This window comes from Acrocarpospora pleiomorpha (assembly GCF_009687885.1).
In the GTDB taxonomy this organism is placed as follows: Bacteria; Actinomycetota; Actinomycetes; order Streptosporangiales; family Streptosporangiaceae; genus Acrocarpospora; species Acrocarpospora pleiomorpha.
Window position 1 is genome coordinate 36,297 of sequence record NZ_BLAF01000007.1, and the last position, 26,337, is coordinate 62,633.

The 26,337-nt window shown below is 69.6% G+C and carries 21 protein-coding genes and 1 tRNA gene; 15 read left to right on the forward strand and 7 right to left on the reverse strand.

Annotated features, from left to right (window positions below):
- Positions 1-50: 50 nt before the first annotated feature.
- Entirely contained in the window at positions 51-1,712 is a 1,662-nt protein-coding gene (locus Aple_RS06005; RefSeq protein WP_155343473.1) for a PucR family transcriptional regulator, read from the forward strand.
- Between the two features lie 13 nt (positions 1,713-1,725).
- On the opposite strand, the gene Aple_RS06010 is transcribed toward Aple_RS06005, so the two are convergent.
- A complete protein-coding gene (locus Aple_RS06010; protein ID WP_155343474.1) occupies positions 1,726-4,998 on the reverse strand; it encodes an FG-GAP-like repeat-containing protein in 3,273 nt (1,090 codons plus the stop codon).
- 161 nt (positions 4,999-5,159) lie between these two features.
- On the opposite strand from Aple_RS06010, the gene Aple_RS06015 reads away from it, so the two are divergent.
- The 5 genes from Aple_RS06015 to Aple_RS06035 are packed head-to-tail and all read left to right on the forward strand — an operon-like array spanning position 5,160 to position 11,238.
- Positions 5,160-5,987, forward strand: coding sequence for a helix-turn-helix transcriptional regulator (locus tag Aple_RS06015; RefSeq protein WP_155343475.1), 828 nt, complete (start codon positions 5,160-5,162; stop codon positions 5,985-5,987).
- Positions 5,988-6,032: 45 nt separating this feature from the next.
- Positions 6,033-7,727, forward strand: coding sequence for an ABC transporter substrate-binding protein (locus Aple_RS06020; RefSeq protein ID WP_155343476.1), 1,695 nt, complete (start codon positions 6,033-6,035; stop codon positions 7,725-7,727).
- Positions 7,728-7,730: 3 nt separating this feature from the next.
- Positions 7,731-8,681: an ABC transporter permease gene (locus tag Aple_RS06025; protein ID WP_155343477.1), complete on the forward strand. Its 951-nt coding sequence runs from the start codon at positions 7,731-7,733 to the stop codon at positions 8,679-8,681.
- A complete protein-coding gene (locus Aple_RS06030) occupies positions 8,678-9,568 on the forward strand; it encodes an ABC transporter permease (RefSeq protein WP_155343478.1) in 891 nt (296 codons plus the stop codon). Before Aple_RS06025 ends, Aple_RS06030 begins: the two co-directional genes overlap by 4 nt.
- Positions 9,568-11,238 carry an ABC transporter ATP-binding protein gene (locus Aple_RS06035; protein ID WP_155343479.1) on the forward strand — a complete coding sequence of 557 codons (1,671 nt, stop codon included), beginning with the start codon at positions 9,568-9,570 and terminating at the stop codon, positions 11,236-11,238. The genes Aple_RS06030 and Aple_RS06035 overlap by 1 nt, the downstream gene beginning before the upstream one ends.
- A gap of 3 nt (positions 11,239-11,241) precedes the next feature.
- Here Aple_RS06035 and Aple_RS06040 read toward each other — a convergent pair whose 3' ends face one another.
- Both Aple_RS06040 and Aple_RS06045 read right to left on the reverse strand, forming a co-directional pair.
- Positions 11,242-12,549, reverse strand: a complete 1,308-nt coding sequence (locus tag Aple_RS06040) for an NtaA/DmoA family FMN-dependent monooxygenase (protein WP_155343480.1) — start codon at positions 12,547-12,549, stop codon at positions 11,242-11,244.
- A gap of 10 nt (positions 12,550-12,559) precedes the next feature.
- Complete coding sequence (locus tag Aple_RS06045; protein ID WP_155343481.1) at positions 12,560-13,594, reverse strand: acyl-CoA dehydrogenase family protein; 1,035 nt, start codon at positions 13,592-13,594, stop codon at positions 12,560-12,562.
- Positions 13,595-13,685: 91 nt separating this feature from the next.
- Here Aple_RS06045 and Aple_RS06050 point away from each other — a divergent pair, with 91 nt between their 5' ends.
- The 5 genes from Aple_RS06050 to Aple_RS06070 are packed head-to-tail and all read left to right on the forward strand — an operon-like array spanning position 13,686 to position 18,237.
- On the forward strand, positions 13,686-14,408 hold the full coding sequence (locus tag Aple_RS06050) for an NAD(P)H-binding protein (RefSeq protein ID WP_170321306.1): 723 nt from the start codon (positions 13,686-13,688) through the stop codon (positions 14,406-14,408).
- Positions 14,405-15,463, forward strand: coding sequence for a DUF7405 family protein (locus tag Aple_RS06055; RefSeq protein WP_155343483.1), 1,059 nt, complete (start codon positions 14,405-14,407; stop codon positions 15,461-15,463). Before Aple_RS06050 ends, Aple_RS06055 begins: the two co-directional genes overlap by 4 nt.
- A complete protein-coding gene (locus Aple_RS06060; RefSeq protein ID WP_155343484.1) occupies positions 15,460-16,083 on the forward strand; it encodes a hypothetical protein in 624 nt (207 codons plus the stop codon). Before Aple_RS06055 ends, Aple_RS06060 begins: the two co-directional genes overlap by 4 nt.
- 16 nt (positions 16,084-16,099) lie before the next feature.
- Positions 16,100-17,023 (forward strand): aldo/keto reductase, encoded by a 924-nt coding sequence (locus tag Aple_RS06065; RefSeq protein WP_155343485.1) that lies wholly within the window; start codon positions 16,100-16,102, stop codon positions 17,021-17,023.
- Entirely contained in the window at positions 17,020-18,237 is a 1,218-nt protein-coding gene (locus Aple_RS06070; RefSeq protein WP_155343486.1) for an acyl-CoA dehydrogenase family protein, read from the forward strand. Before Aple_RS06065 ends, Aple_RS06070 begins: the two co-directional genes overlap by 4 nt.
- A 12-nt stretch (positions 18,238-18,249) precedes the next feature.
- Here Aple_RS06070 and Aple_RS06075 read toward each other — a convergent pair whose 3' ends face one another.
- Positions 18,250-20,700: a sensor histidine kinase gene (locus Aple_RS06075; protein WP_155343487.1), complete on the reverse strand. Its 2,451-nt coding sequence runs from the start codon at positions 20,698-20,700 to the stop codon at positions 18,250-18,252.
- A 135-nt stretch (positions 20,701-20,835) separates the two neighbouring features.
- Between Aple_RS06075 and Aple_RS06080 the strand changes: the two genes are divergently transcribed.
- Both Aple_RS06080 and Aple_RS06085 read left to right on the forward strand, forming a co-directional pair.
- Positions 20,836-20,976 carry a hypothetical protein gene (locus tag Aple_RS06080; protein WP_155343488.1) on the forward strand — a complete coding sequence of 47 codons (141 nt, stop codon included), beginning with the start codon at positions 20,836-20,838 and terminating at the stop codon, positions 20,974-20,976.
- The gene (locus Aple_RS06085) at positions 20,973-22,355 is read left to right on the forward strand and encodes a cytosine permease (RefSeq protein ID WP_170321307.1); all 1,383 of its coding nucleotides are present in this window, start codon (positions 20,973-20,975) and stop codon (positions 22,353-22,355) included. Before Aple_RS06080 ends, Aple_RS06085 begins: the two co-directional genes overlap by 4 nt.
- A gap of 44 nt (positions 22,356-22,399) precedes the next feature.
- Here the strand turns inward: Aple_RS06085 and Aple_RS06090 are convergent.
- A tRNA-Val gene (locus tag Aple_RS06090) sits at positions 22,400-22,474 on the reverse strand.
- 526 nt (positions 22,475-23,000) lie between these two features.
- Between Aple_RS06090 and Aple_RS06095 the strand changes: the two genes are divergently transcribed.
- Together Aple_RS06095 and Aple_RS06100 are read left to right on the forward strand one after the other, a co-directional pair.
- Positions 23,001-23,417 carry an SsgA family sporulation/cell division regulator gene (locus Aple_RS06095; RefSeq protein ID WP_155343490.1) on the forward strand — a complete coding sequence of 139 codons (417 nt, stop codon included), beginning with the start codon at positions 23,001-23,003 and terminating at the stop codon, positions 23,415-23,417.
- 72 nt (positions 23,418-23,489) lie between these two features.
- Positions 23,490-24,896 (forward strand): LVIVD repeat-containing protein, encoded by a 1,407-nt coding sequence (locus Aple_RS06100; protein WP_155343491.1) that lies wholly within the window; start codon positions 23,490-23,492, stop codon positions 24,894-24,896.
- Here the strand turns inward: Aple_RS06100 and Aple_RS06105 are convergent.
- Positions 24,893-25,510, reverse strand: a complete 618-nt coding sequence (locus Aple_RS06105) for a DUF305 domain-containing protein (protein WP_246264171.1) — start codon at positions 25,508-25,510, stop codon at positions 24,893-24,895. The two genes, Aple_RS06100 and Aple_RS06105, sit on opposite strands and share 4 nt — an antisense overlap.
- Entirely contained in the window at positions 25,507-26,337 is an 831-nt protein-coding gene (locus Aple_RS06110) for an aminotransferase class IV (RefSeq protein WP_155343492.1), read from the reverse strand. The genes Aple_RS06105 and Aple_RS06110 overlap by 4 nt, the downstream gene beginning before the upstream one ends.

Consider the following 26,337-nt stretch of genomic DNA (forward strand, 5'->3'; position numbering starts at 1 on the left):
AGCCACCGGGAGCTGATATCGTCACATATGGCGACTCAGGCGCGGTGCTCATGTCGGTAAATCTCCGGCCCCAGGCGAGTCTCGGCCGCGTGCTGGACGATCTCGGCGCGACCCTGCTGGAGCTGATCCACGGCGATCCCGGCAAGATCGGGGACATCGGCGGCGTCGCCATCCACGACCCCCTCGACGACCTCGCGCTGCCCCGGCACGCGCTCGTGCTCGGCGTCGGGCTGCGCGAGACCGCCGAGGTCGCCGACGTGCTGCGCGTGCTCGGACGGCACGGCGCCGCCGGGCTGGTGCTGCGGGCCCCGGTCGCGCGCGGCCCGGAGCTGACGGCGGCGGCGGAGGAGTCCGGCGTGGCCCTGCTCGGGCTGACCCGCGGCGCGTCCTGGGCGCAGCTCGCCGCGATGCTGCGCGGCCTGCTCGCCGAGGGCGACGTCGGCGAGGACGGGCCGCAGACCATCGGCGGCATGCCCAGCGGCGACCTCTTCGCCGTCGCCAACGCGGTCGCCGCGCTGCTCGACGCGCCCGTCACGATCGAGGACCGCAGCTCGCGGGTGCTCGCCTTCTCCGGCCGGCAGGACGAGGCCGACGCCTCCCGGGTGGAGACCATCCTGGGACGCCAGGTGCCCGAGCGCTACTCCCGCCTGCTCACCGACCGCGGCGTCTTCCGCGACCTGTACCGGAGCGACCGCCCCGTCTACGTCGAGCCGCCCGGTTCCGAGTTGGAGGAATTCTCGATACCCCGGGTGGCGGTGGCCGTACGGGCCGGTGACGAGGTGCTCGGCTCGATCTGGGCGGCGGTGCGGGAGCCGCTCAGTCAGGAACGCGATCAGGCGCTCTGCGACGCGGCGCGCCTGGTCGCGCTGCACATGCTGCGCATCCGGGCCGGCGCCGACGTCGGCCGCCGGCTGCGCGCCGATCTGCTGGGCACCGCGATGGAGGGCGGCGTCGGCGCCCGCGAGGCCCTCAACCGGCTGGGCCTGGCCGACCAGCCGGTGAGCGTGCTGGCGCTCGCGATACCCGACGCCGGAGTGGATCCTTCGCTCGACGCCGACGTCAACCTGGCCACCGAACGGCAGCGCCTGGCCGACGGGCTGTCCATGCACCTCAGCGCCGTGCATCCCCGCTGCGTGGCGGCGCTCGTCGGCGATGTCGCGTACGGGCTGCTGCCGGTGGCCCGCGACGAGGACGCCGAGCAGCGCGCGATGCGCATCGCCACCGAGTTCCTGGACCGGGTCGGCCACCGGGTGCGTGCCGTGATCGGCATCGGCCCGGTGGCCCACGATCCGGCCGAGCTGCAGGAGGCGCGCGGCAACGCCGACCGCGCGCTGCGGGTGCTGCGAACCGGCAGCGGCCGCGGGCGGCGGGTGGCCCGGCTCAGCGACGTCCACGTCGAGGCGCTGGTGCTGGAGCTGCGGGACCTCGTCGCGGCGCGCGGTGACGGGCCGACCGGCCCGGTCGCCCGGCTCCACGAGTACGACGAGCAGCACAACGCCCACCTGGTGGAGACGCTCCGCGCGTGGCTCGACGCGTTCGGCGACGTGATCGTGGCCGCCTCCAGGGTGTACGTGCACCCCAACACGTTCCGCTACCGGCTGCGGCGCCTGGCCGAGGTCGGCGGGATCGACCTGGCCGACCCGGACGCCCGCTTCGCCGCGATGCTCCAGCTACGGGTGCTCTCACCAGCGCCCCGCCGCACACTTCCCTAGTTCCTGGGCTCAGTCACTTCCGGCTGCCGCTGCTGTACGCCAACCGGCCCAACCCCCCGTTGCGCACATCGCCGACGTACAGCCGCCGGTCGTCCCCGATGCCGGTCACGACCGAGAAGGGGTTATTGGCCGGGATCGTCCGGACGACAGACAGAGACTGCTGGCCGACCACGTCCACGCGGCCTTCCCCGGCCACGTACGCCTGGTGGGCGTGCGGGCTGACGGCGATGGCCCGGGCCGGGCCGCTCAGGTTCACCTGCTTTATGATCTCGCGGGTGGACAGCTCGAGCACGGTCACGCTCGGATGGACGGGACCGCCGCCCAGGTTGGCGGTGTACAGGCGGTTGTTGAACGGGTCCACGGCCACGTCCGTCGGCTGGGTGCCGACCGGGCCGAGTGGGACCTGCGGGTGGATGGTCCGCGTCACGCCGTCGTCGGTCACGGAGCCGAGTGCGGTCACGGGCGGCGACGCCGACGGGCGGCTCATGGCCACGTAGATCGTGTTCGTCGACTCGTCGACCGCCATGCCGAGCGGTCCGACGCCCATGTTGATCGGAGGCAGCTCGGTGTTGGCAGCGCCGTCGATCACGTGGAGAAGACCGAGGTTGTTGGACACGTACACGCGGTTGGTACGCGGATTCACGACCACGTCGGTGGCGGTCTGGGCGGTGGCTATCGAGATCGTGGTGATGACCGAGAGCGTGCGGCGGTCGATCACCGTCAGCTCGTTGACGTTCGGATGACCCGGCCTGCTGCCGTTGAGCACGTAGATGCGGTCGCCGGCGGTGTTGACCGCGACGGAGCGCGGCCGGTACCCGACCGGGACGCGGGCCTTCGGCCGCAGGGTCGCCCGGTCCAGGACGACGAGCGAGCCCGGCTGGTCGGAGGTGTGCGGCTCGGCGGCGGTCTCGTAGTAGTGCGTCGCGTACAGGCTGGTGTCGTCCATCGCGACGCCCAGCACGGGCTCGCGGTAGCCGGCGAGTTGCCTTTGCAACTGGACGTTCCGGTCGGGGGCGAGCGCCTGGTCGTGGGACTGCTGGATGGTCTCGGCCTCGGCCGCGGTCAGCTCGGCGGGCGGGCTGGAGACGGGCGCGGGGTCGGCGTCCAGCTTCAGGTGGGACCAGTCGTCGAAGCCGCGCAGGAACCGGCCTTCGCCCACGGGCATCACCTGTACGTCGTCGCCCGACGCGCTGGAGTCGCACACGAGGTCGCCGCCGCTGATGATCAGGTTGTTGACCGGCTGGTCCATGGGGTCCATGGTGGAGTCCAGCACGCCGTCGGGGCCGGGTCTGACGCACACGCCGCCGTTGACCGCGACGGGGACGTCCGCGTCGTCGGGGGAACCGTCGCCGTTCCAGTCGATGGGCTGGTCGGCGGCGCCGGTGCGCTTGTCGCGCGCGGCGTCTCGCCAGCGGGTGAACAAGGCGGTGTCGGGCTCGACGCCGGTCTGCTCGCTCAGGTGGAGCGCGTCGAGTTCGCTCAGCTCCTCACCTGAGTAGTCCACGCCCGTGCGGTACTTACCGGTGGTGCCCGTGAGGCCGGTGAGCTGGAAGCTGTAGTTCATCACGCTCAGGTAATTGGGCTTGTAGTTGACGCCGGGCTCGTCGCCGCCGTGATGCAGGCCGAGCGAGTGGCCCAGCTCGTGCATGAACGTCCCCGCCTGCTCGATCAAGGTGCCGTTGCCGCCCGCGAACGCCCCCAGGCTCACCATGAAGTCCTGCTTGTCCCCGGTAAAGGTGGACAGCCCGGAGCTCTCAGACGACGTGCCGCCGAACCCGTAGTCGTGCACCCACAGGTTGTAGTGGACGTACGGATCACGTGCCGGATCGAAGTTGGCCGGATCCGCCTTGACCCCCGTGAAGTCCGACGGATCGAACACCGGCTGCTCCGGGATCGTGCCGCTGACGTCGACGATGAGCTGGACGCCGGGCTCGGCGTCGGCCCCCGCGTACGGGCAGGACGCGACGGCCGGCACCGGCGCGTTCGCGAACGCCGCCGCCACCTCCTCGATCGGCCCGGCCGGGCGCTTGGCGTCGAACACCTGGATCTGGCCGCCCTCCGACGCGTCGGCGATCAACGCCTCGGCCGTGTGGTGGGAGTCGCCGTCCACGTTGCCGGCCGCGAGCTGGTTGTGCCCGCTGTTGTTGAACCGGGTGTCCGTGATGCCCATGCGCGGGTTCGGCTTGCCGGTCGTCGCGTCGAACACGTCGATGCGGCCGCCCGAGTCGTTCGCGACGAGCACCTCGTCCTGGCCGTCGCCGTCGAGGTCGCCGGTCGCGATCTGGTTGTGGTCGTCGTTGTCGAACGTCGTGTCCGGGATGCCGGTGTCCGGAACGTTCGCGTGGGTCGTCGCGTCGAGCACGTCGATGCGGCCGGTGCTGTCGTTGGCGATGAGGACGTCGTCGCGGCCGTCGCCGTTCACGTCGCCCACGGCGAGTTGGTTGTGGTCGTCGTCGTCGAACGTGGTGTCACGCACGCCCAGCCCCGGCGCCGTCGTGTGCGTGGTGGCGTCGTAGACGTGGATGCGCCCGCCCTCGGAGGCGTCGGCCAGCACGATCTCCTGCTTGCCCGCGGCGTCGCCGTCCACGTTGCCGACCGCGATCTGGTTGTGCTCGTCGTCGTCGAAGCGCGTGTCGCCCACCCCCAGGCCGGGCGCCGGCGCGTGGGACACGGCGTCGAGAACGTCGATGCGGCCGGTGTCGGCGTTGGCGATGACGATCTCGTCGCGGCCGTCGCCGTTCACGTCGCCGACCGCCATCTGGTTGCGCCCGTCGTCCTCGAACGTCGAGTCCGCCACCCCGAGGCCGGGCGCCGTCGTGTGCGTGGTGGCGTCGTAGACGTGGATGCGTCCGCCCTCGGAGGCGTCGGCCAGCACGATCTCCTGCTTGCCCGCGGCGTCGCCGTCCACGTTGCCGACCGCGATGTGGTTGTGGCCGTTGTCCTCGAAGCGGGTGTCGTTCACGCCCAGGTCGGGATGGGGCAGGCCGGTCGGGCCGCTGAACAGGTCCGGGCGATGATCATGCGTGCTGTCGGCCATGTAGTCGATCTCGACCAGGATCGTTTTGCGACACGGGCTCGCGCCCAGCTTGGGCAGGTCCATGGCAAGGCTGCCGTCAGCGTGCTTGATCCCGTTCAGTTCGACCTCGTCGGGGATGCCGTCCTCGTCCACGTCCCCGTCGGCGAGCACGGATAACGCGCCGGGCGGCCCCGCCGCCGTGGCCATCGGCTGGCCGAGCCCGGCCAGCACGAGGGCGGTCAGCAACGCGACGATCTTGTTTCTTGGCATGACTGAGCTCCGCTGCACGTGGGGTGATGTGATGGAGCAATCGTCTGCGCGGCCCTCGGCCGAATGCCACTTATTACGTAGAACTATGCAATGCCCGGGATCAGAGTATCTGCGGGCCGCCACGCGGCTCCTACGTGCTGGATCGGACCGGGGGGACGACCGTGGCATCGCTTAGCGCCGCTGACCTGAAGGCTGTGCTGGAGTTCACCACCTCGACGCTGCGCGTGCGCACGTTCACACAAGTGCAGCCGCTGCTGAGCGGGCTGGCCCGGCTCGTGGGCAGCGACGCGGCCACGGTCACCCAGCTGAACCTGCGCAGCCGCCACGAGATCGCGGTGCTCTGGCCGCCGCGCCGGCCCGTCCTGGACGTGCTGCCCGCCTACGCCGCGCTCGGCCACACCCATCCGCTCCGCGCCCCGCTGCTGCGGCTGGCCGAGTCCCCACCCGCGCGCGCTCTGCCCGTGCGGATCTCGGACGTGCTCACCCCGAGGGCCTGGAAGGCCACCCCGCTCTATCTGGAGGCGATGACGGGCACAAGCGACCAGCTCTGCCTGCCGATGTCGTTCTCGGGCGCGACCGTTCGGGCCGTCACCCTGTCACGTTTCTCGGGCGCGTTCACCGTCCGGCAGCGCGACGTCCTGGCCGCCTGTGCCGAGCACCTGAGCTTCGCGTTCTGCCGCTCCCGGCCCAACGGGCAGTTCGGCCTGCAGCTCGCGCCCCATCCCGCGCGGATCCCGCTGGCCGTCGCCGGCCCTCCCGTCAGGACGGACGAGACCGAGCCGGGCGAGCTGGACGAGACGTTGCTGTCCCCCCGCGAACGCCAGGTCCTGCACCTGATGGCCGCTGCCCTCACCGACGCCCAGATCGCCCGGCGGCTCGGGCTGCGCCCGGCCACCGTCTCCAAGCACCTGCACCGCGTCTACACCCGGCTCGGCCTGCGCAACCGCGTCGATGCCGCCCGGATGTGGACCGGCCGCCCGGCGGAATAAATCTATGCTTTTCAAGTAGGAAATACCTAGATAGAGTAATCGCCTATGACCACCAAGTTCATCGCGGCCCCAACCGATCCTCTCCTTTCCGCCACTCCCAGCCGCCGCGGCTTCCTGGCTCTCGCCGGGGCCACCGTCAGCTTGTTACTGGTCGGCTGCGGCACCGACGGCACGTCGGCCGTGGGCACGAAGAGCGGGGGCGCTCCCGTCAAGGGCGGGACCCTCAAGTTCGCCTGGCTGGGTGCCCCCGAAACCATCGACCCGCAGGTCAACAGCAGTTTCGCCGGCGCGAACCTCTCCAACAACATCGTGGACCGGCTCCTCTTCCAGGACCGTGACACCGGCGAGTTCAGTCCATGGCTGGCCACCAAGTGGGAGTACAACGACGACATCACCGAGTACACCTTCACGCTCCGGGAGGACGTGACCTTCAGCGACGGCACCAAGTTCAACGCGACGTCGGTCAAGAACAACCTCGACCAGTTCTTCAACGGCGACGAGGCGCTCGGCATCCTGCCCAACGGCAAGAGCTACCTCGGTCCGTACAAGGAGACCGAGGTCGTCGGCGACTACGTCGTCAAGGTGCGCTTCAGCGCCCCCAACGCGAGCTTCCTGCAACTGACCGCCCACAGCGGCACCGGCAACATCGGCTTCCTGGCGGACAAGACCCTGAAGTCCTCGGCCGAGGATCGGCTGAAGCCGGAGAACGTGATCGGCACCGGGCCGTTCACCGTCACCGAGTACGTCCCGAAGGTGCGCACCGTCATCGCCCGCCGCGAGGACTACGCCTGGGCGCCGGCCGCGCTGGGGCACCAGGGACCGGCCTACCTGGACAAGATCGAGTTCATCACCATCCCCGAGGCGAGCGTGCGCGTCGGCGCGCTCCAGTCCGGTGACGTGCCGGCCGCCTTCGACATCCTGCCCACCGACGAGAAGGTTCTGACCGCCCAGGGCTTCGAGCTCACCGCCAGGATCAACCCCGGCTTCACGCTCGGCTGGCAGTTCAACCTCAGCCTCGCGCCGACCGACGACATCAACGTCAGGCGCGCCATCGTGGCGGCCACGGACCGAGCCGGGTTCAAGAAGACGCTCCTGTCGGAATCCGAGGGCGAGGCGCACTCCGTGCTCACCGACGGCGTGCCGGGGTTCGCCGACTACAGCCAGGGCGCGCTCAAGTACGACCTCGACCTGGCCAGGAAGCTGCTCGACGACGCCGGCTGGAAGCCCGGCGCCGACGGGATCCGGGCGAAGGACGGCGTCAAGCTCAAGCTCAAGGGCACCGGCAACGTCCTGGTGCCGGACGCCCGGGTCACCTACGAGGCGACCCAGGCGGCGCTGAAGTCGATCGGAGTGGACGTCGAGATCGTGTTCGACCCCAGGAACATCCCGGCCGAACAGCTCACCGCGCAGTACCACCTGGCGAACATCAATCGTGGCCGCAACGACGTGGCCGTGCTCAACACGCAGCTCAACCCCGACCGGGGGAACGGCGCGGTCATCCCCGCCGACTTCCCGGACCGGGCGCGGATCGTGGAGACCTTCAACGCCCTGGACACCGCCACCGGAGCCGCGCAGGCTCCCCTGGCCAAGGCCGTGCAGGACCTCATCCACGAGGAGCTCGTGCTCGTCGACCCCCAGTTCCAGACCTCGCAGGTGGCCGCCGCGAAGGGTGTGCGCGACATCTACCTCGACGGAGCCGACCGGCTGATCTTCCTCAGCACCTGGGTGGGCGGCGAGTAGCCCGTGCTGAAGTACGCCTTGCTGAAGCTCGGCCGCGCGCTGATCGTGGTGTGGGGGGCCTTCACGGCCTCCTTCATCCTCCTGTATCTGATGCCGGCCAGCCCGATCGAGCTCCTCTTCCCGCCGGACGAGCGTGCGAGCATCGACCCGCAGGCGTTCCAGGAGATGGAGCGCGCCTACGGTTTCGACCTGCCCGCGTGGCAGCAGTACCTCGACCGTCTCCTGGCGGCCCTGCGCGGCGACTTCGGGACATCGGTGGGCACGGGTCAGCCGGTGCTCACGGCGATCGGCGAGGCGTTGCCCAACACGGTGATCCTCGCGGTGTGCGCGCTGGTGCTGGCGTCGCTGTTCGCGCTCTCCATCGCCTGGGTGGCGACCTATCTGGAGTCGGCGTGGCTGCGCAACCTCATCGCCGGCGTTCCGCCGCTGCTGGTGTCGTTTCCCAGCTTCCTGCTCGGCCTGATCATCATCAAGGTCTTCTCCTTCCAGCTCGGCTGGTTCCCGCCCATCAGCGGCGAAGGGCTGCGGGGGCTGGTGCTTCCCGCCGTGGCGCTGGCGATCCCGGTCTCGGGGCCGATCGCTCAGTTACTGCTACGCAACTTCCAGACCGAGTACGCCTCGCCCTACGTCCTGACGTCCTACAGCAAGGGCATCCGCAAGGGGCGGGTGCTCAACTCCGACGTGCTGCGCAACGCGAGCCTGCCGGCGCTGACCCAGGGCGGCATCATCGTCGGTGAGCTGCTCGCCGGCGCCGTGATCACGGAGACGATCTTCTCGCGCGCGGGGATCGGCCGGCTCACCGAGGATGCGGTCCGGGCCCAGGACGTCCCGGTCGTGCAGGGCATCGTCATGCTCGTCGCCGTCTGCTTCGTGACGGTGAACTTCGTCGTCGACGTCTCCTATCCGCTCGTGGACCCGCGGCTCAAAGCCGTACCTGAGGGTGTGATCGCGTGACCATCCGCCTCGATCAGCCGACGACGGCCTCCCTTGACGCCGCGACGCCTTCCGCTCCGCCGCGACGGCGGTTCGGCGTGTCGCACCCGGTCGTCGCCCAGCCCGGCCTCGTGCTCGCCGTCGTGGTGATCCTCCTGGCCGTGGCGTTCTGCGTCGTCCCGGGAGTCTTCACCTGGAAGGACCCCTACGTCCCCGACACGAGCGCGATCCTCGCGGGACCCAGTGCCGCCCAGCCGTTCGGAACCGACCGGCTCGGTCGCGACATTTACACCCGTACGGTGTACGGCACGGTTATCACCCTGACCGCCACCCTGCTGGCGGTGTCGATCGCGTTCTTCATCGGAACGGCGCTGGGTTTGATAGCGGGCTTCGTCCGGCGCGTCGTCGACCTGGTCCTCATGCGCGTCGTCGACGTCCTGCTCTCGGTTCCCGGCTTGTTGCTGACGATGGTGGTCGTCTCGGCGCTCGGCTACGGCACGACCAATGTCGCGATCGCGGTCGGCATCTCGTCGGTGGCGAACTTCGCACGGGTGATGCGCGCGGAGGTTCTCCGGGTGACCCAGGCGGACTTCGTCGAGGCGGCCGCCAGCATCGGCACCCACAGGTTCGCCATTCTCCTGCGGCATGTGCTGCCGAACTCGATGAGCTCCGTCGTCGCGCTGATCCCCCTGCAGTTCGGCTCGTCGATCCTCGCGATCGCGGCACTGGGATTCCTCGGTTTCGGTGCTCCGCCGCCGCAGCCGGAGTGGGGCATGCTGGTCGCGGAAGGCCGTGACGTGCTCGCGGTCGCGCCCTGGATCTCGCTCTTCCCCGGTGCGGTCATCCTGTCGGTGGTGCTCGCCAGCAACCGGATCAGCCGTGCGTTGCAGCCCGGAGGGGGAGTGTGATGTCGCTGCTGTCCTTCACCGACGTCAACATCTGGTACAACCGCCGCGGGGAGCAGCCCAGCCAGGCGGTCGCCGGTGTGTCGCTGGCGGTCGAGCCAGGCGAACTGGTGACGATCGTCGGCGAGTCGGGTTCTGGCAAGTCCACGTTGATCCGCTCGGCGATCGGGCTGCTGCCCGGCAACAGCCGGATCAGCGGCGAGATCCGTCTCGCCGGTGCCGGCGTCGCGGGTTGGTCTCACAACAGGTTCGCCCGCTATCGGGGCACATATGTCGGCTTCATCCCGCAGGACCCCGGTGTCTCGTTGAACCCGGTCAAGCCCATCGGCCGTCAGATCGAAGACGCGTTGCGCACCAGGCTGCGCCGGCGCCGGCTCCTGCCGTTCGGCAACGGGGCGCACACCCAGCGCATCCGATCCGAGGCGTTCCGGTTCCTGGAGTTGGCCGGCCTTCCGGCGCCAGAGGCGATCTATTCCAAGTACCCGCACGAACTCTCCGGTGGGATGAAGCAGCGGGTGCTGATCGCGATCGCCCTCTCGGGTGAGCCGAAGCTGCTCATCGCCGACGAACCGACCAGCGCGCTCGACGTCACGGTGCAGAAGCAGATCCTCGACCACCTCGACCTGCTCCGCGAGGAGCTCGGCATCGGGATCCTGCTCGTGACCCACGATCTCGGGGTGGCCCTGGACCGAGCGGACCGCATCGTCGTGATGCGCGATGGTTCCGTCGTCGAGGAGGGCACCGGCGGCGAGATCCTGCACGGCGCGCGCGACGGCTACACCCGCCGGTTGCTGGACGCGGCGCCCGGGCTGCACACCGGCCGGCTCACGCCACGCCCGATCGGCCTCGGTTCGGCCAAGCTCACGCGGGCCGATGGGCACGAGCGGAGCACGGCGGAGTACGCCATCGAGGTCACGAACGTTTCCAAGACGTTCACCACGCGCCGGGGCGGCGTCGTGCACTCGGTCAAGGCCGCCGACGAGGTCTCCTTCAAGGTCAAGTCGGGGACCACCCACGCGCTGGTCGGCGAGTCGGGCGCCGGCAAGTCGACCATCGCCAGAATCGTGGCCGGGCTGAGGGCGGCCGACAGCGGGGAGGTGCGGCTGCTCGGGCAGGCCGGGCGATGGAGCCGCAAGCGGCTGAGCCGGAGCCTTCAGTTCGTCTACCAGAACCCGTACTCGTCGCTGGACCCGCGCTTCTCCGTCGCGGACCTGGTCACCGAGCCGATCCGGGTGCACCGCAAGGACATCGGCCGGCGGGACCGGCATGAGATCGCCCTGGAGCTGCTCGACGGAGTGCGACTGCCGCGCAGGTATGCCAGGCGCAAGGCGGGTGAACTCTCGGGTGGGCAGGCTCAGCGGGTCGCGATCGCGCGGGCGCTCTCCCTCAACCCGGAGATCGTCATCCTCGACGAGGCGGTGTCGGCCCTGGACGTGTCCGTCCAGGCCGAGATTCTCCAGCTCCTGGCGGACCTTCAGGCGGCCTACTCCCTCACCTACCTGTTCATCACCCACGACCTCGGTGTCGTGAAGCTGTTCGCCGACACGGTGTCGGTCCTTCGAGCCGGGTCCGTGGTGGAGTCCGCGGACACCGCGAGCGTCCTCGGCAACCCGCAGCAGGAGTACACCAAGCTTCTGATCGACTCGGTCCCCGGCTCCCACCTGACGGCCTGACCACTACCCTCGGGTGTACGGCACCGCGAACCGCTCGCGCAGGGTGTTCTCGCCGTACTCCCACCGGAAGATCCCCTTCCGCTGCAACAGCGGCACGACGTGCTCGATGAACAGCTCCAGGCCGCCCGGGAGCGTGTCGAACTGGATGACGAAGCCGTCGGCCGCGCCCGTCCGGAACCATTCCTCGAGGTCGTCGGCGACCCGCTCCGCGCTGCCCACGAGGGTGCGATGCCCCTGCCGCCCGTCGGCGGCCAGCTCCCGCACGGTGCGGTGCCGGTTGCGCTCCAGGTAGAGCCGGGTCGCGGTGTCGAACCCCACCGAACTGTAGGTGTCTCCGGTGGACTTCAGCAGCTCCAGCGGGAACGGCTGGTCCGGGTCCAGTCCGGCGGGGTCCACCCCGACCCACTTGGCGAACCGCTCGACCGGATCGCCTGCCTGTCCGACGATCTCGTTGTGCTCGGCGACGCGGCGGCGTGCTTCTTCCTCGGTCGAGCCGACGACCGGGTTGATCCCCGGCATGACCGCGATGCTCTCCGGCGAACGCCCGTGCCGGGCGACGGCTGCCTTGAGCTTCGCGTAGGCTTCCCGGGCCGGCTCGATGAAGAGCGCGGAGGTGAAGACGGCGTCGGCGAACCGCGCGGCCAGGTCGATGCCGCCCTCCGAACCACCGGCCTGCGTGATCAGGGGACGGCCCTGAGGTGACGGGGGAAGCTGCAGCGGCCCGGCGACGGAGTAGTGCTCCCCCACATAGTCGATCGGCTTTATCAGGCCCCGGTCGACCGCGACCCCGGACTCGGTGTCCAGCACGAGCGCCCCCGGCTTCCAGCTGTCCCAGAGCGCGGTGACGACCTCGACGGCCTCGGTGGCGCGCGCGTACCGCGTCTCGCGGTCCGGCAGGTCGGTGAAGCCGTGGTTGCGGCCCTCCGGCTTGTTGCGACTGGTCACGACGTTCCATCCCACCCGTCCGCCGGAGAGGTGGTCGAGCGAGGCGAAGGACCGCGCGATGCCGTACGGGTGATGGAAGGTGGTCGAGTACGAGCCGACCAGGCCGATCCTGGACGTCGCTGCGGCCATCGCCGACAGGGTCACGATCGGGTCGAGCCCGGAGTTGGGGTAGCCCTCGGGATGCAGGTAGGAGTTGTCGGCCATGAAGGCCGTGTCGAAGAGCCCGGCCTCGGCGATCTTGGCGATGTCGGCGTAGTGGGCCGGATCGAAGAAGGCCCGGGGGTTGGCCTCGGGAAGCCGCCAGGCGGCGGGGTGGGCGCCGGCGGAGATCACGTTGACGTTCAGGTGAAGGGTGCGCTTGGACATGTGATCGACCTCAGTTGGCGAACTGCTCGAGACGGGCGGGGCGTACGCGCTCGGAGAGGGCGCGGACCTGGAGGAACAGCGCCGCGCGGGCGCGGACCTGGGCGATGTCGCCGGTGAGCAGCCCTTCGCCGCCGCTGGCGATGAGGCCGGCCGCGGTGGCGCGCATGGCGAGCGCGTCGAGCTGGACACGCCAGTGCGGCTCGGCGATGGGCGTGACGGCGGCTCGCTCGAGCTCCTCGGAGAGCCGCAGGAGCGACGGCTGGCCGGGATATGCCGCGAGCGCGTCGGCCAGCGCGGCCCGGGCCAGTCCGACCGGACCGGCCGTCGGCAGCGCGGGCGTCCCGGCGGCCTGTGCCTGGCGCGTGCTCGGCCACACCTGCCCGTCGGTCTCGTTCCACTCGGTGATGTCCACCACTGCGGTGATGAACTCGTCGGGGACGACGTAGCCGTCCAGCTTGAGCGACACGGTGCGCGAGCCGTGCACGGCGGCCAGTCGCAGCCGGGTGGCGGTTATCCCGGGCCGGGTCAGGTCCGCGATGCCGAACACGTACGTCGAGGTCCGCTCGTCGACCGCGCCGATCCAGGCGGTGTCGACCAGGCCCCAGCCGGAGATCCACCGCACCGGGCCGTCGAAACGGTAGCCACCGGGCGCCCTGGTGGCCATGAGGCTGGGCCGCTTCGGCCAGGCGCGGATCTGGGACATGCCGGCGCCCCCGATCCGCTCGCCCGTGGCGAGCTTCGGCAGCAGGTCCAGGGCCGGGGGCGTCCCGGCGGTGAGCGCCTGCGCGACCTGACTGCCGTGATGGACCACCGCGAGCGCCGTCGAGGGGTCCGCGCCGAACAGCAGGTCGTCGACGGCGCTCTTCACCTCCGGCGGGATGGGCGCGCCGCCGTACTCCCGCGGGACCGTCCACGAGAAGTAGCCCACCTCGCGCAGCGCCTCGACGTGGGAGCGCGGCACCTCGGTGGCGTCGACCTCGACCGCCCGCGGCGCGATGACCTCCTCGACGAGCTGGGCGAACTCCCGGTAGGCCGGATGCTCCATGGACCCCCCTTCCGGAATCTATGGTATTCAAGTAGGAAATAAATAGATATGCTAGCCGACGATGGACCAACCTGCGAGAAAGTTGGTATCAGTGGTCAACATCGTCGAACTGGGCCCGGTGTACACCGAGGCCACCACCACCGAGTTCCACCTGGTCAGCCGTGCCGGTGGCTGGGGTGCGCGCGAGATCGCCGAGCGGCTGGCGCACGAGCGGGGTCACCGCTACACCCGTCCCGCCGACGGCGGTGTGACCGAGGCCGAGCTGGACCGGCTCCTCGCCGGAGCGGACGCGCTGATCCTCTCTCCGTCACTGAACGGTGGCGCGGGAGTGATGGCGCAGCCCGAGGACGGGCCCGCCGCCGGGCGCACGATCGGCCACCGGCTGCTGGACCGGCTCAGCGCCGACCGGCCCGGCGTTCATGTTGTGCTGCTGTCGCACTTCCTCACCGGCCACGGCGTCAACCACCGCAACTACCGGGCTCACGCGCACGCGCTCCGCGCGCTGGAGGCGCACCTTCGCGCCGGGCGCAACCGCTGGACCGTCCTTCGCGCCACCTGGCTGTCCGCGATCCACGATCCGTCGTACCAGATCCGGCTGACCCAGGACCAGTACGCCGACGGGCTCGTCAGCACCGAGTCGCTGGCACGTGCCGCGCTGGCCGCCATCGAGAATCCCGAGGCGTCGACCGGGCGCACCGCGGCGGTCTACAACCTCAGCATCCCCGGCGCGGCGCACCGTGACATCGCCGGACAGTTCGCGACGCTCGTGCCCGACTTCGAGGCGCGGTTCGTCCGGGAGCCGGTGGCGGGATGAGCAGCCTGCCCGCGGGTCAGCACGAGTGGGAGGCGACGTTCGGACACGACGAGCTCGGACGGCCGGTGCCGCCTCGCCATCACCGGCTGATCCTCGCCGATCTGATCGAGAGCCCCGACGAGGACGCCGCGCGACTGCTGGAGTCGCGGTTGGCCGTGCTCGAGGAACGCCATGCGTACGGTCCCGACGGTCTGCTGACCACCGTCGGCTGGGGCCCGGCTTGGTGGGACGAGCACACGTCCCACGTGGGCCTGATCACCGTCCCATCCAAGATGTCACGCTGGGAGGATCCTGTCCTCGAGACGCCCCACGCGATCTTCCACCTCGCCAGTGATCACCAGGACGTGCTCGAGTCGGCCGGCGACGCCCTCTTCGGGAGTGCCGGCGTGGGCGAGCACCTGAAGGTCCGCGAGGTCCGCACCGGCTTCGTCGGCGCGGGGCTCGTGAGCGAGGCCCTGCCGCATCTCAACGTGCCGGAGACAGCGCCCCTCCTGCTCGGCTTCCATTCTGTGCTTCGCGGCAACCAGGCCACCGAAGAGTCGATCACGATCCTGTCCGGCCCGCTGGCCGGAGGCACCACCCAACACGTCAGCCGGATCGAACTCGACGTGGAGCGCTGGCACGCCAAGGATCGTGACGAGCAGGCCGCGCTCCTGTACGCGCCGACGGTCACGGCGGCGGAGGCGGACAGGTTCTCCGACGACGCTCCGAGCGACTACGAGTCATATGAGCGGACGGTCCGCGAGCACGGGATCGTGGGCCACGCGCAGGCGGCCGCCCGGGCGAGGGTCGACAACGTGCCGGTGATCAATCGCCGCGACTTCGCCACGGTCGACGACGGCAAGCCGGGCACGCACTTCGTCTCGTTGCAGCGCGAACTCCGCGACTTCAACAACACGCGCGCGATCATGAACGCCGCGGACGGCTCGGGGTATCACCACTCGGTCGGGACCCGCCGGCGCAACGGCATCAACGCGTTCTTCGATGTCACGCATCGCGCGACGGCCGGGATTCCACCCCGCGGATCGCGCGCCTACCCGGAATTGAGATCATGACCGGAATCCCCACTGCCGCCCTCGACGAGAAGACGGTAGTGGCATTGCGCGAGATCCTCGACGACCCGTCGCTTCCCGTCAGGACTACGGACGGACCCCAGATAGCGCGGCTTCGTGAGGCACTCGACCACTTGGTGGCGGTTCGTGCCGGGGCGACGGCGATCAGGTCGCCGGAGGCCGGGAGACAACTGCTGACTTCCTTGGCGGCCCTCGACGCCGAACTCGCCGACGTGCTCCGCTGGCACGTCACGGCGGTGGAACTCCTGTCGGCCCTCGAGCCGGGTCGTGCCCGGAACGCCGTACTCGGGGACATAGGCCGGGGCGATCTGGTGACCTTCGCTTCCGCCGTACGAGCGTGGAGCTGGGGTGCGGCTCCCAGTCTTGAGCAGCCGCTTCAGCGTGCCGACGGCGAGATCGCGGTCGACCACTTCCCCGGCTTCTATAACACCGTTCTGGCTTGGGCCCCCGGCATTGGCGGGCTGATCGCGATCCCAACTCACCGCCAAGGCGTCAGCTGGGCGCCGGCCGGCGACGTATGGGTGATCACACTGGCCGGAGTGACCTTCCATGCCGATGACCTGATCCTGCTCGACCGTGATCCGCGCGGTGCCGAGTCCTAGCGAGACAGAGGAGCCTGTGAACGCATCGAGTGACGCGCGCCCCCTTTGGGCGGGAGGACCGTCGGTCGCCTTTCTCGGCTATGGCGCGATGGAGTTGCGTGGTGGTGCCGATGTGCACCGGCGCCCCCGTCCGCTGTCCCGGGAGATCGCACACGACGTACTCAACACCGTGCTGGACGAAGGGATCACCTTCATCGACACCTCCATCGACTACGGGCTGTCCGAGGAGATCATCGGGGCGGCGATCTCCGGTCGGCGGGATGAGTTCCTGCTGGCCACGAAGGCGGGATGCCCGCTGGAGCACCAGCCGACCGCCCCACCGGGGATCCTCCCGCACGACTTCAGCCCGGAACACATCCGCCGGGGAGTGGAGCAGAGCCTGACCCGGTTGAGGACCGATCACCTGGATCTCCTCCAGCTTCACGCCAGCCCTTCGCCGGACATCCTCGAGTCGCAGGGGACGCTGGACGCACTGATCCGATTGCGAGACGAGGGGAAGATCCGGGCCATTGGCATCTCGTCGGTCCTTCCGCACCTTCCCGCACATCTCAAGATCAAGGAGTTCCAGGCCTACCAGCTCCCGTATTCTCCGTTCGAGCGGGAGCTCGAACCGTACCTCGGCGTCGCCGGGGAGCGTTCCGCGGGAGTGATCGTTCGTGGTGGAGTGGCTCAGGGGTTGAGCCGGCCCAAGCCGACGGCCGCCGGCGTCGACGTCGATCCCGCTTCGGTCCCTCTCGAGGATCTGCTGGACGGGGACACCGTCCCGGGCTTCCTGCTGCGACTCCTGCTGGGGAACACGCACATCAGCTCGGTGATCGCGGGATCCGCGAATCCCGGCCACATCCGTTCGAACGCGAGAGCCGTACGCCGGGGGCCGCTGCCGGAGGACACCCAGGCGGAGGCCTGGCGGCGGATCGGCGCGGCGGGATTCAGCCGATGACCATCGAGTCCGTGGACCCCATCGCCCGTCCGGCCGGAGTGCCGACTGTCAGCGGCCTCCGCGCCGCCGCCGCTCCCGTTCTGGCCCGGCTCGGCGCGACCGCCCGCGAGCGCGAGGAGAGCCGCGACTTCGCGTTCGACGACGTGCGGCAGCTCATCGACACCGGCATCCTCCTGCTCGCGGTGCCCGCGGCCGACGGCGGAGCCGACGGGTCGCAACGCGACCTCTTCGACTTCGTCATCGACCTCGCGCGCGCCGACTCCAGCCTGGCGCAGGCTCTCCGGGGCAGCTTCCTGGCCACCAGCCGGCTGTCGGCCAGGACCGACTTCCCGGGCCGAGCCGAACTGGTGGAACAGATCCACGCCGGCCACCTCTTCTCCGGAACCAACAACGAACGCACCGGAGGACCGACCGGCACGATCAACGCCACGCTGCGACGAGACGGGGACAGCTACCTCCTCAACGGCGAGAAGTACTACTCCACCGGCGCTCTGTACGCGACGTGGTTCGGGGGAACCGCCAGGGACGACGACGGCGACGTCGTGCACTTCCGCGTCCCCGTCGACCGGAAGGGCGTGGAACGAATCGACGACTTCGACGGCATCGGGCAACGGCTCACGGCAAGCGGCACCACCCGGCTCACGGACGTCCGCGTCTACGAGGACGAGGTCACCAGGGCCGACACGACGGCTCCGGACAACCCCTGGCGGGACGCCTCCGGCGCACAGCTCTACTTGACAGCCGTGGAGGCCGGTATCGCCGCACGGGTGTTCGACGACGCGGTCTGGTACGTCCGCGAGAAGGCTCGTCCGATCAGGCACAGCACCGCGGACAGAAGCATCGACGATCTGTACGTCCGCCACACGGTCGGTGAGATCGGGGCGCGCGCGTTCGCGGCCCGCTCGGTCGTCCTGCTGGCCGCGGAGAACTGGGAGGCGTCGTGGCACCCCGCCGGGGCGCAGGCCTACACCGCGGGCGCGGAGTCCTCGGTTCTCATCGCCCAGGCCGGCGTCATAGCGATCGAATCCGCGCTCCGGGCCAGTGAACTGATCTTCGACGTCGCCGGCGGTTCCATCACCAGCCGGACGCTGGGCTTCGACCGGCACTGGCGCAACGCGCGCACCGTCGCGAACCACAACTCTCGCGACTGGAAGGCGGGAGTCGCGGGAGGTTACTTCCTGGCCGGCGAGGTGCCGCCGACCATCCTCTTCTGAGGCCTCGTGGTCTCACCCCGGATCCGTGAGCGGCAGGCGGAGGACGAAGCGCGCGCCGCTGGTGGGCGGGCATTCGACGTGGAGGGTCCCGCGGTGGGCGCGGACGATGTCCCGGGCGATCGCCAGGCCGAGGCCGGTGCCTCCCGCGCCACGGCTGCGGGCGGTGTCCAGGCGGGCGAAGCGCTCGAAGATGTGCTCGCGTTCGGTTTCGGGGACGCCAAGACCGTCGTCGGTGACCGAGAGCTCGGCGCTGCCGCCGCTGCGGCGCAGGCCGACCTCGACGCCGTGCTCCGCGTGGCGCTGGGCGTTGTCGAGCAGATTGGTCAGCACCCGGCCGAGTTGCCGGGGCACGGCGTCGATCACCACGCCGGGTTCGAGCCGGAGCCGTACCGGGTGCCGGTCGCGCCCGCGGCGGGAGACCTCGGTCTCGACCAGCCGGGCCAGGTCGACCTTCTCCGGCGCGGCCGACAGGTCGGCCCCCAGCCTGGCCAGCAGGAGCAGGTCGGAGGTGATGTCCTGCAGCCGGTCCACGTCGCCGAGCGCGTGTTCGAGCAGCTCGTCGAGGTCGGTCTCGTCGGGGTGGAGCTGGGCCTCCTCGAGCTGGGCTCGCAGCCCGGCCAGCGGGGTGCGCAGTTCGTGCGAGGCGTCGGTGGTGAAGCGCCGCTCCCGATCGAGGGACTCCCTCAGCCACGCCTGCAGGCGCTCCAGCTCCTGGACGCGGGTGCGCTCCATGTCGTACAGGCGGGCCCGCGCCAGGGCCTGGGAGACCAGCCCGCAAACCGCGGTGAGCGCGGCGCGATCCTCGCTGGAGAAGCGGCGGGGCCGGTCGAAGGAGATCACGCAGCACCCGGTGTACTGGCCGGGCACGAGCAGCGGGAGGATCACCGAGGCGTCCAGGTCGGGGCCGTCCGGATAGTCGGTCTTCGACGTGACGAAGAGCGGTGCGCGTGATCGAAGCGCGTCGGAGAGGGCGGAACGCTCCGGCAGCGGCTGGTTCTCCAGACGGCGGAGGATGTCCGGCGGGTAGTTGAACGCTCCGGCGACGTGCAGACAGCCGTGGTCGACGGTGAGGATGGCCAGGCCCGCCGCGCCGAACGACGGCAGCACCCGCTCGGCGATGACCCGCACCAGGTCACAGGCGGTCACGGCGTCGCCGAAGGCGCGGGTCAGCTCCTGGATCCAGGCGGCCCGCTCGGCGGCGGCGCGTTCGGCCGCCTCCCGCTCGGCGTCGCGCAGCCGCTTCTCCGTGACGTCGGCGAGGTAGAGGGTCAGGCCGTCGGGCACCGGCACCAGCCGCACCTGGTACCAGCGCTGATCGATCGGCCACTGCACCTCGAGACCGACGGGCACGCGCTCGGCGGCGGCCCTGCGGGACGCCGCCTGCAGATCGGGCAGCTTCCCCGCGGGCAGGTCCCACAGCACCTGACCGTAGGGGTCGATGACCCCCAGGAGGCGTTCCGCGTCGAGGTTGACGAAGGTGACCCGCCAGTCACGGTCCACCGCGAGGAAGGCGTCGCTCATGTAGCGGAGCGCACGGCTGACCGACTCGCGAGCGGCGCGGCTCTCCGTGGTGTCCCAGACCGTGCCGATCATGCGTACCGGCTCACCCGCGTCGTCGAACACCAGGTGGCCGCGCTCCTGCACCCAGCCCATGGTCCCGTCCGGGCGGCAGGCGCGGTACTCGACGTCGTAGAGGCCCCTGGTGCGGAGGGCCTCCTCGGTCGCGATCATCACCCGCGGATGGTCCTCCGGGTGGATGAGGCTGACCCAGGAGTCGGTGTTGTGGGGGGCGGTGCCGGGATCGATGCCCAGCACGGTCAGCGCGGGCTCGTCCCAGTACAACTCCCCGGTCAGGATGTTCCAGTCCCAGGATCCGATCCTGGTCGCCTTCAGCGCCTGCCGGAGATGGGAGTCGGCGGCGTGCCACCACGGGCGCCTGGTGTCCGAGTCGGCGCTGGATCTCGCCAGCCGCAGGGCCAGCCAGTCGGCCAGCGACGCCAGGAACGCCCGCTGGCGGCCGGTCGGCCTGCCGGACCCGAGGGAGAGCACCGACAGCACGCCGATCGGCGCGTCCCGGCCGGGCAGTGGCACGGCCGTCATCGTCACGGCGGGCGGCGTGACCGCCCCGTCCCTCTTTTCGTCCCTCTTTTCACGCCGGACCCGCAGGATGGCGGATGCGCACACGGGCGCCCCGTCGCGCAGCGCCTGGACGATGACCTCCCTGATCTCCCCCCACTCCCGCAGTTCCGCCGGGGGCAGTCCGGTGGCGACCACCAGGCGCGGCTCGCCACTGCTGGCGGGGGCGCCGGACCAGTGCACCATCCCGCTCAGCGCACCCAGGTCGGCGACCGCCTGGTCCAGCGCGTACTTCAGCACTTCGATCTCACCGAGGCCGGCGGACGCGAGCGCGAGAACGCGCAGCCGCTCGTCCTCTTCGGAAGCCGCGGCCCAGGGTTCGTTCATCGCCGTTCTCACCCCCCGGCTGTCATGGCAGAGGCATGACGCTGGACCGATTCGTCCGAACGTTTGTCCTGTTTATCATAGTAATGACCGGTTTCTAGAGTGAGAGCAAAGTCCCTGGAGAGCGGAGAACTAGCCGTGCCGAAACAGCTCATCGAGCAGATGGACAACCCCGCGGAGCAGGGCGTGCCCTTCACCCGGGGCGACTACATCCTGCTGTTGCTGGTGACCTTGGTCGTGCCGCTCATCGCACTCTGGACCGGGACGGCGCTCTGGTGACCGGCGGATGGCCGATTCCCCGCTCGGAGCGTCCGTGGAGTGGCCTGGCCGTGTTCTACGCCTCGGCCTCGACCGCCATCGCCACCTGGTGCTTCTTCATCGGAGGGCAAGTCGCGGACTATCTGAACGCCACAGCGGGCACCCTGACCATCATCTGCGGGTCACTCCTCGGCATCCTGCCGGTGATCCTCGCCTGCCTGCCCCCCTGCGGGAAGTACGGCGTCGACTCCGTCGTCACCAGCAAGGCCCAGCTCGGCACGCGCGGCTCGATCTTCGCCATCGCGCTCATCTACCTCTCGGTCGTCGGCTGGAACATCGTCCTGACGATCTCCTTCAGCCGGGCGGGCGCCGAGCTCCTCGTCGCGACGGGGATCGCGCCGCGGCCGGCGCGCACCCTGCTGGAGACGGCCATGTCCCTCACCGGCGCGGCTGTCGTCTGGTACGCCCTGCGCAAAGGAGCGGACTCGCTACGGAGCGCGACCACCTACATGGCCCCCGGAGTGATCGTGCTCGGCCTCGTCGTGCTGGCCCTGCTGATCCAGCGGATCGGCTGGCACGAGATCATCGCCGCCGAGCCGGTCGCCGCCCGCCCCGACCCCCGGTACAACTACGCCACGGGCGTGGAACTGCTGATATCGGCCAACCTGTCCTGGTGGCCGTACGCCGGCGCGATCATCAGGCTCTCACCCAGCGTCCGGGCCACACTCTGGCCGGCGGTGTTCGGCCTGGGCCTGTCCGTGGGCCTGGTCTCACTGATCGGCCTCTACACCAGCCTGGCCGTCCCGGGCTCCGGCGGCGACCCGACCCGGCACCTCTTCGCGCTCGGCGGCCCGTGGGTCGCCCTGGCGGGCCTGGCCTTCATCGTGCTCGCCAACGTCGCCACCATCATCGTGGGCAGCTACGTGGCCACCCTCGCGCTGAGCCAGGTCCCTCCCGTGAACCGCGCCCCCTGGAACGTCAGCACCCTCACCGCCATCATCCCGGTCACGATCGCCTCAGCGTTCTTCGCCCTCCCCGCCGCCGAGCACTTCCGCACATTCCTCGCGTTCTGCGGCGTCCTGTTCGGCCCGATGGCAGGAATCCAGATCGTCGACTACTACCTACTACGCCGCCGCCGACTCGACATGGCGGCAGCGTTCGACAACTCCCGCCACTCCGCCTACTACTTCTGGAAAGGGATCAACCCCGTCGGCTTCGCCGCGCTGGCCGCCGGCTCCGCCGCCTACTTCTACCTGCTCAACCCATTCACCTACACGTCCCGCCCGCCCTACGACTACATCACGGCCGCCATCCCCGCCACCCTGCTCTCCGCCGCGATCTACGCCCTGGGCGTCACACTCATCCTCCGCCCATCCGGAAAGGGCGGCTACATCAGATGATGAAAAAAGCCGGTTCGCTTGGCTGCGAACCGGCCTGGGAAACCTGGTGGGCGATACTGGGATCGAACCAGTGACCTCTTCGGTGTGAACGAAGCGCTCTCCCGCTGAGCTAATCGCCCGGGATGATCGCCGGGCCACTGGCCCGACGTGGAAAACCATACCGTACTTCGGAGGGTGGTGGCGAAGGCTATAGATGGGTAAGGGGCCTGTGGGTAACAAGGGGCCTGTGGGTAACCGGAGAGTCGCGAGGTGTGTACGGAGTGGCGGAATCTAGGCAGTTCTGGTGGTGTGAGGGGCAGCGCATCGCAAGTTGGGGCGCATCGTCACCGAAAGGTTCTCTGGAGTGCGGCGGCGTGGCGGTGTGTTGTCATAGCATCGTGATGCCCCACACTCGACCAATACGCACCACCTGAGACCGATACACCCCTCCCGGGGACACGCAAAACCCTTGCAAACATGCACCTGTTGGTGACGTTTGCGCAGGTAGTCGCCTAAATGTCTTGCTGTGAACTGCGTTACAGAAGGGCCTGAGAGCGGAATCTTTCCTACAGGTTTCTTCGTTCCGCGTCATAGCACGGGACGTAGTCCGTGTGAGCAGTGAAAGCCCCGATGAGGGGACCCGACGACGAAAAGGTTTGGCTGACGATGAACAGCACCACCGTCTCTGCCGAGCTGGGCCTTCGGCTTGTGGTCCCTGACCGTACTACCGTCCCCCTGCTCGCCGGACTCAGCTACACGGCCGAGGATCCGTATGCCATCCGGATGGCCTTCCACGTGGGGAACGACGAGCCGGTCGAGTGGATCTTCGCGCGCGAGTTGCTGACCGTCGGCATCGTGCGGCGGGTGGGTGACGGGGATGTCCAGGTCTGGCCGGCGCGGTCGGACGGTGAGCGAACGCTCAACATCAGCCTCACGTCGCCGTTCGGGCAGGCCCTGTTCGAGGTGCCGCTGGCGCCGCTGACCGAGTTCCTGCACCGTACGTATGAGCTGGTGCCGGCTGGGCGTGAAGTCGACTTCATGGACCTGGACGAAGAGTTGACGAATATGCTCTGGAGCTCCTGAACTGTTACCTATTCCCGACACAGCCCATGCTTTCCTGACATAGCGTCCTGTCTGGAGATTGGGGGCGCCGAGATGGGGCGTGGGACGGGAGCGTCGCTGCTCGCGGGGGTCTTACTGCTGGGGGCGTGCGCGTCGCCTGCGGTGGAGGAATCGCCGCAAACCCGGCCCCCGGTCGCCGCCACGATCCCCCCGGAGACGGGCGGCACGCCCGGCGTCGACGAGATCAAGCACAGTGACAACGTCAGGCTGGTCGCCAACGTGCCACTGGAAGCGCCGTTCGACGGGCCGCAGGCCTGGGGGACGGATCTCGCGTTCCAGGGCACGTACGCATATGTCGGCAATTATGAGGGTTTTACGGTTGTTGATATTGCGGATCCGGCGGAACCCGTAGTGGTGTCGCGGACCGTGTGCCTGGGTGGGCAGAACGATATTTCGGTATCTGGGAATTTGCTCTTTCTGTCGGTGGATTCGCCCAGGAGTGATGACACCTGCCAGGGTCAGGCGTCGGATCCGGGCGCGCCGACGGCCTGGGAGGGCATCCGCGTGTTCGACATTTCCGACAAGGCCAAGCCGGAGTACGTGACCTCGGTGCGGACCGACTGCGGATCCCACACGCACGCGCTCGTTCCCGGTGAGACCTCGATATACGTGTACGTGTCGTCGCCGTCTTCCGTACCGGACGCGCGGAACTGCCCGCCACCGCATCAGAACCTGACGATCGTCGACGTACCGGTGCAGAACCCCAAGGCCGCTCGGGTGGCCGCGAAACCCAACGTTTTCCAGGATCGGCCGGGCGGCGACGGGGAGTCCGAGTTCAATCCGGCCGGATGTCATGACATCACCGTCTATCCGGAGCGGAAACTGGCGGCGGCCGCGTGTTTCGGGGACGGGTTCCTGCTGGACATCACCAATCCTTTGCGGCCGAAGACGCTGCAGGTCGTACAGGACGAGAATTTCGCGATCTGGCATTCCGCGACGTTCAACAACGCGGGCACCAAGGTCGTCTTCGGGGACGAGCTGGGCGGCGGCATGGCGCCGACCTGCGACGCGAACGTGGACGAGACCCAGGGCGCGAACGCCATCTACGACCTCGTCGCCGGTCCGAAGCTCCAGAAGCGCGGATATTTCAAGATTCCGCGGGCGCAGAGTCCGGAGGAGAACTGCGTGGCGCACAACGGCTCGCTGATCCCGGTGCCGGGCAAGGATGTCATGGTCCAGGGCTGGTACCAGGGCGGCGTCTCGGTCTGGGACTTCACCGATTCCGACAATCCTCGCGAGATCGGGTTCTTCGAGCGCGGACCGCTGCCGCCGGGCAAGCAGCTCGGCGGGTCATGGTCGGCGTATTACTACAACGGGTACATCTACTCCAGTGACATCACCAAGGGCCTGGACGTCCTGGAGATCACCGATCCGCTGACCGATCCCGCCAAAGCCGTGAAGATGACCGAGCTGAACGTGCAGACCCAGCGGTCGTACTAGAGCATTTCGCGCATGCGGCCGATCTCGATCCGCTGGCCGCGCGCGACGTCGGTGGCCAGGGTGCGCATCATGCGGTCGCGGCCGTCCCGGAGCTCCTCGGCCGCCATCGTCAGCGCGCCCTCGTGGTGCCTGATCATCAGGGTGAGGAAAAGCCGGTCGAAGGCCGCGTTCCTGGCCGTGCGGAGGCTGTTCATTTCGGGCAGGCCGGCCATGCCGTACCCCTCCGGGTGATCGTGGGCGGGCGCGCGGCCGAGGGCGGCCAGCCAGGAGGTCAGCACCGCGACCTCCGGGCGCTGCGCCGCCTCGATGCGCCGCGCCATGGCCGTGACCTGGGAATTCGTGGTACGGCCCGGGACCAGCCCGGCCATCTCCAGGGCCTGCCGGTGATGCGGGATCATCATCTCCGCGAACCGGACATCCGCGCCGGTCGCGCGCGACTCCCCCGTCCCGATCCGCTCCCCCGGCGTCGCCGTACGGCCCACGCCGCCGGGCCCGCCCGGCACGACCACCGGCGCGCCGGACCCGGCGACCAGCGGCGTCTCCGGCGTGGCCGCCGAGCAGGCGGCCACGAGCACGGCGGCGAGGGCGAGGGCGACGGCGGGGGCCGCTCTCACGGATCGAGATCGTCCGCCGAGCGCGCGGCGAAGGTCCGCATGGCGGCCAGCGTCACCGGGCCCGGCGCCTGCGGCAGGGGCTTGCCGTCGACCCAGCCGATGGGCTGGATGTCGCGGGTGGTCGAGGTGAGGAAGGCCTCTTCCGCGTCGTAAAGCGCGGAAAGCGGAACGTCCTGTTCGGCGCCGTCGCACCATTCGAGGGTCAGCGCCCGGGTCACCCCGGCCAGGCAGCCGGCCGCGAGGGTGGGCGTGATCAGCCGCCCCTTGCTGACCAGGAACACGTTGCTGCCGGTGCCCTCGCACAGGTTGCCGACCAGGTTCTCGAAGATGGCCTCGCCGCCGCCGCGTTCCTTGGCGTAGGCGAGGGCTTTGGCGTTGTCGCCGTACGAGGTGGATTTCACGCCGGCGAGGGCGCCGCGCTCGTTGCGCGGCCAGGGCACGACGACGACCTCGGCCGCCGCGGGGAACGGCTTCTGCTCGCCCACGATGATGATCGTGTTGGTGCCCTCGGCGCCCCGGTCGGAGCCGAGCGGGCCCGGGCCGCTGGTGTAGGTGACGCGGATGCGGCCGAGCGGCCAGGCCGGGGCGGCTTCGAGGCAGCGCCGGACGCCGTCGGCGATGGCGGCCAGGTCGGGTTCGGGAAGATCGACCCGCTTCGCGGAAAGCGCCAGCCGGTCGAGGTGGCGGGTCAGCGCGAACGATTTCCCGTCCACGCATTTGATCGTCTCGAAGACGCCGTCGCCGACCATCAGGCCGTGGTCGAAGACGGACACGACCGCCTGCTCCGGTGCCAGCAGGTCGCCGTTGACCCAGATGGGGACACTCAT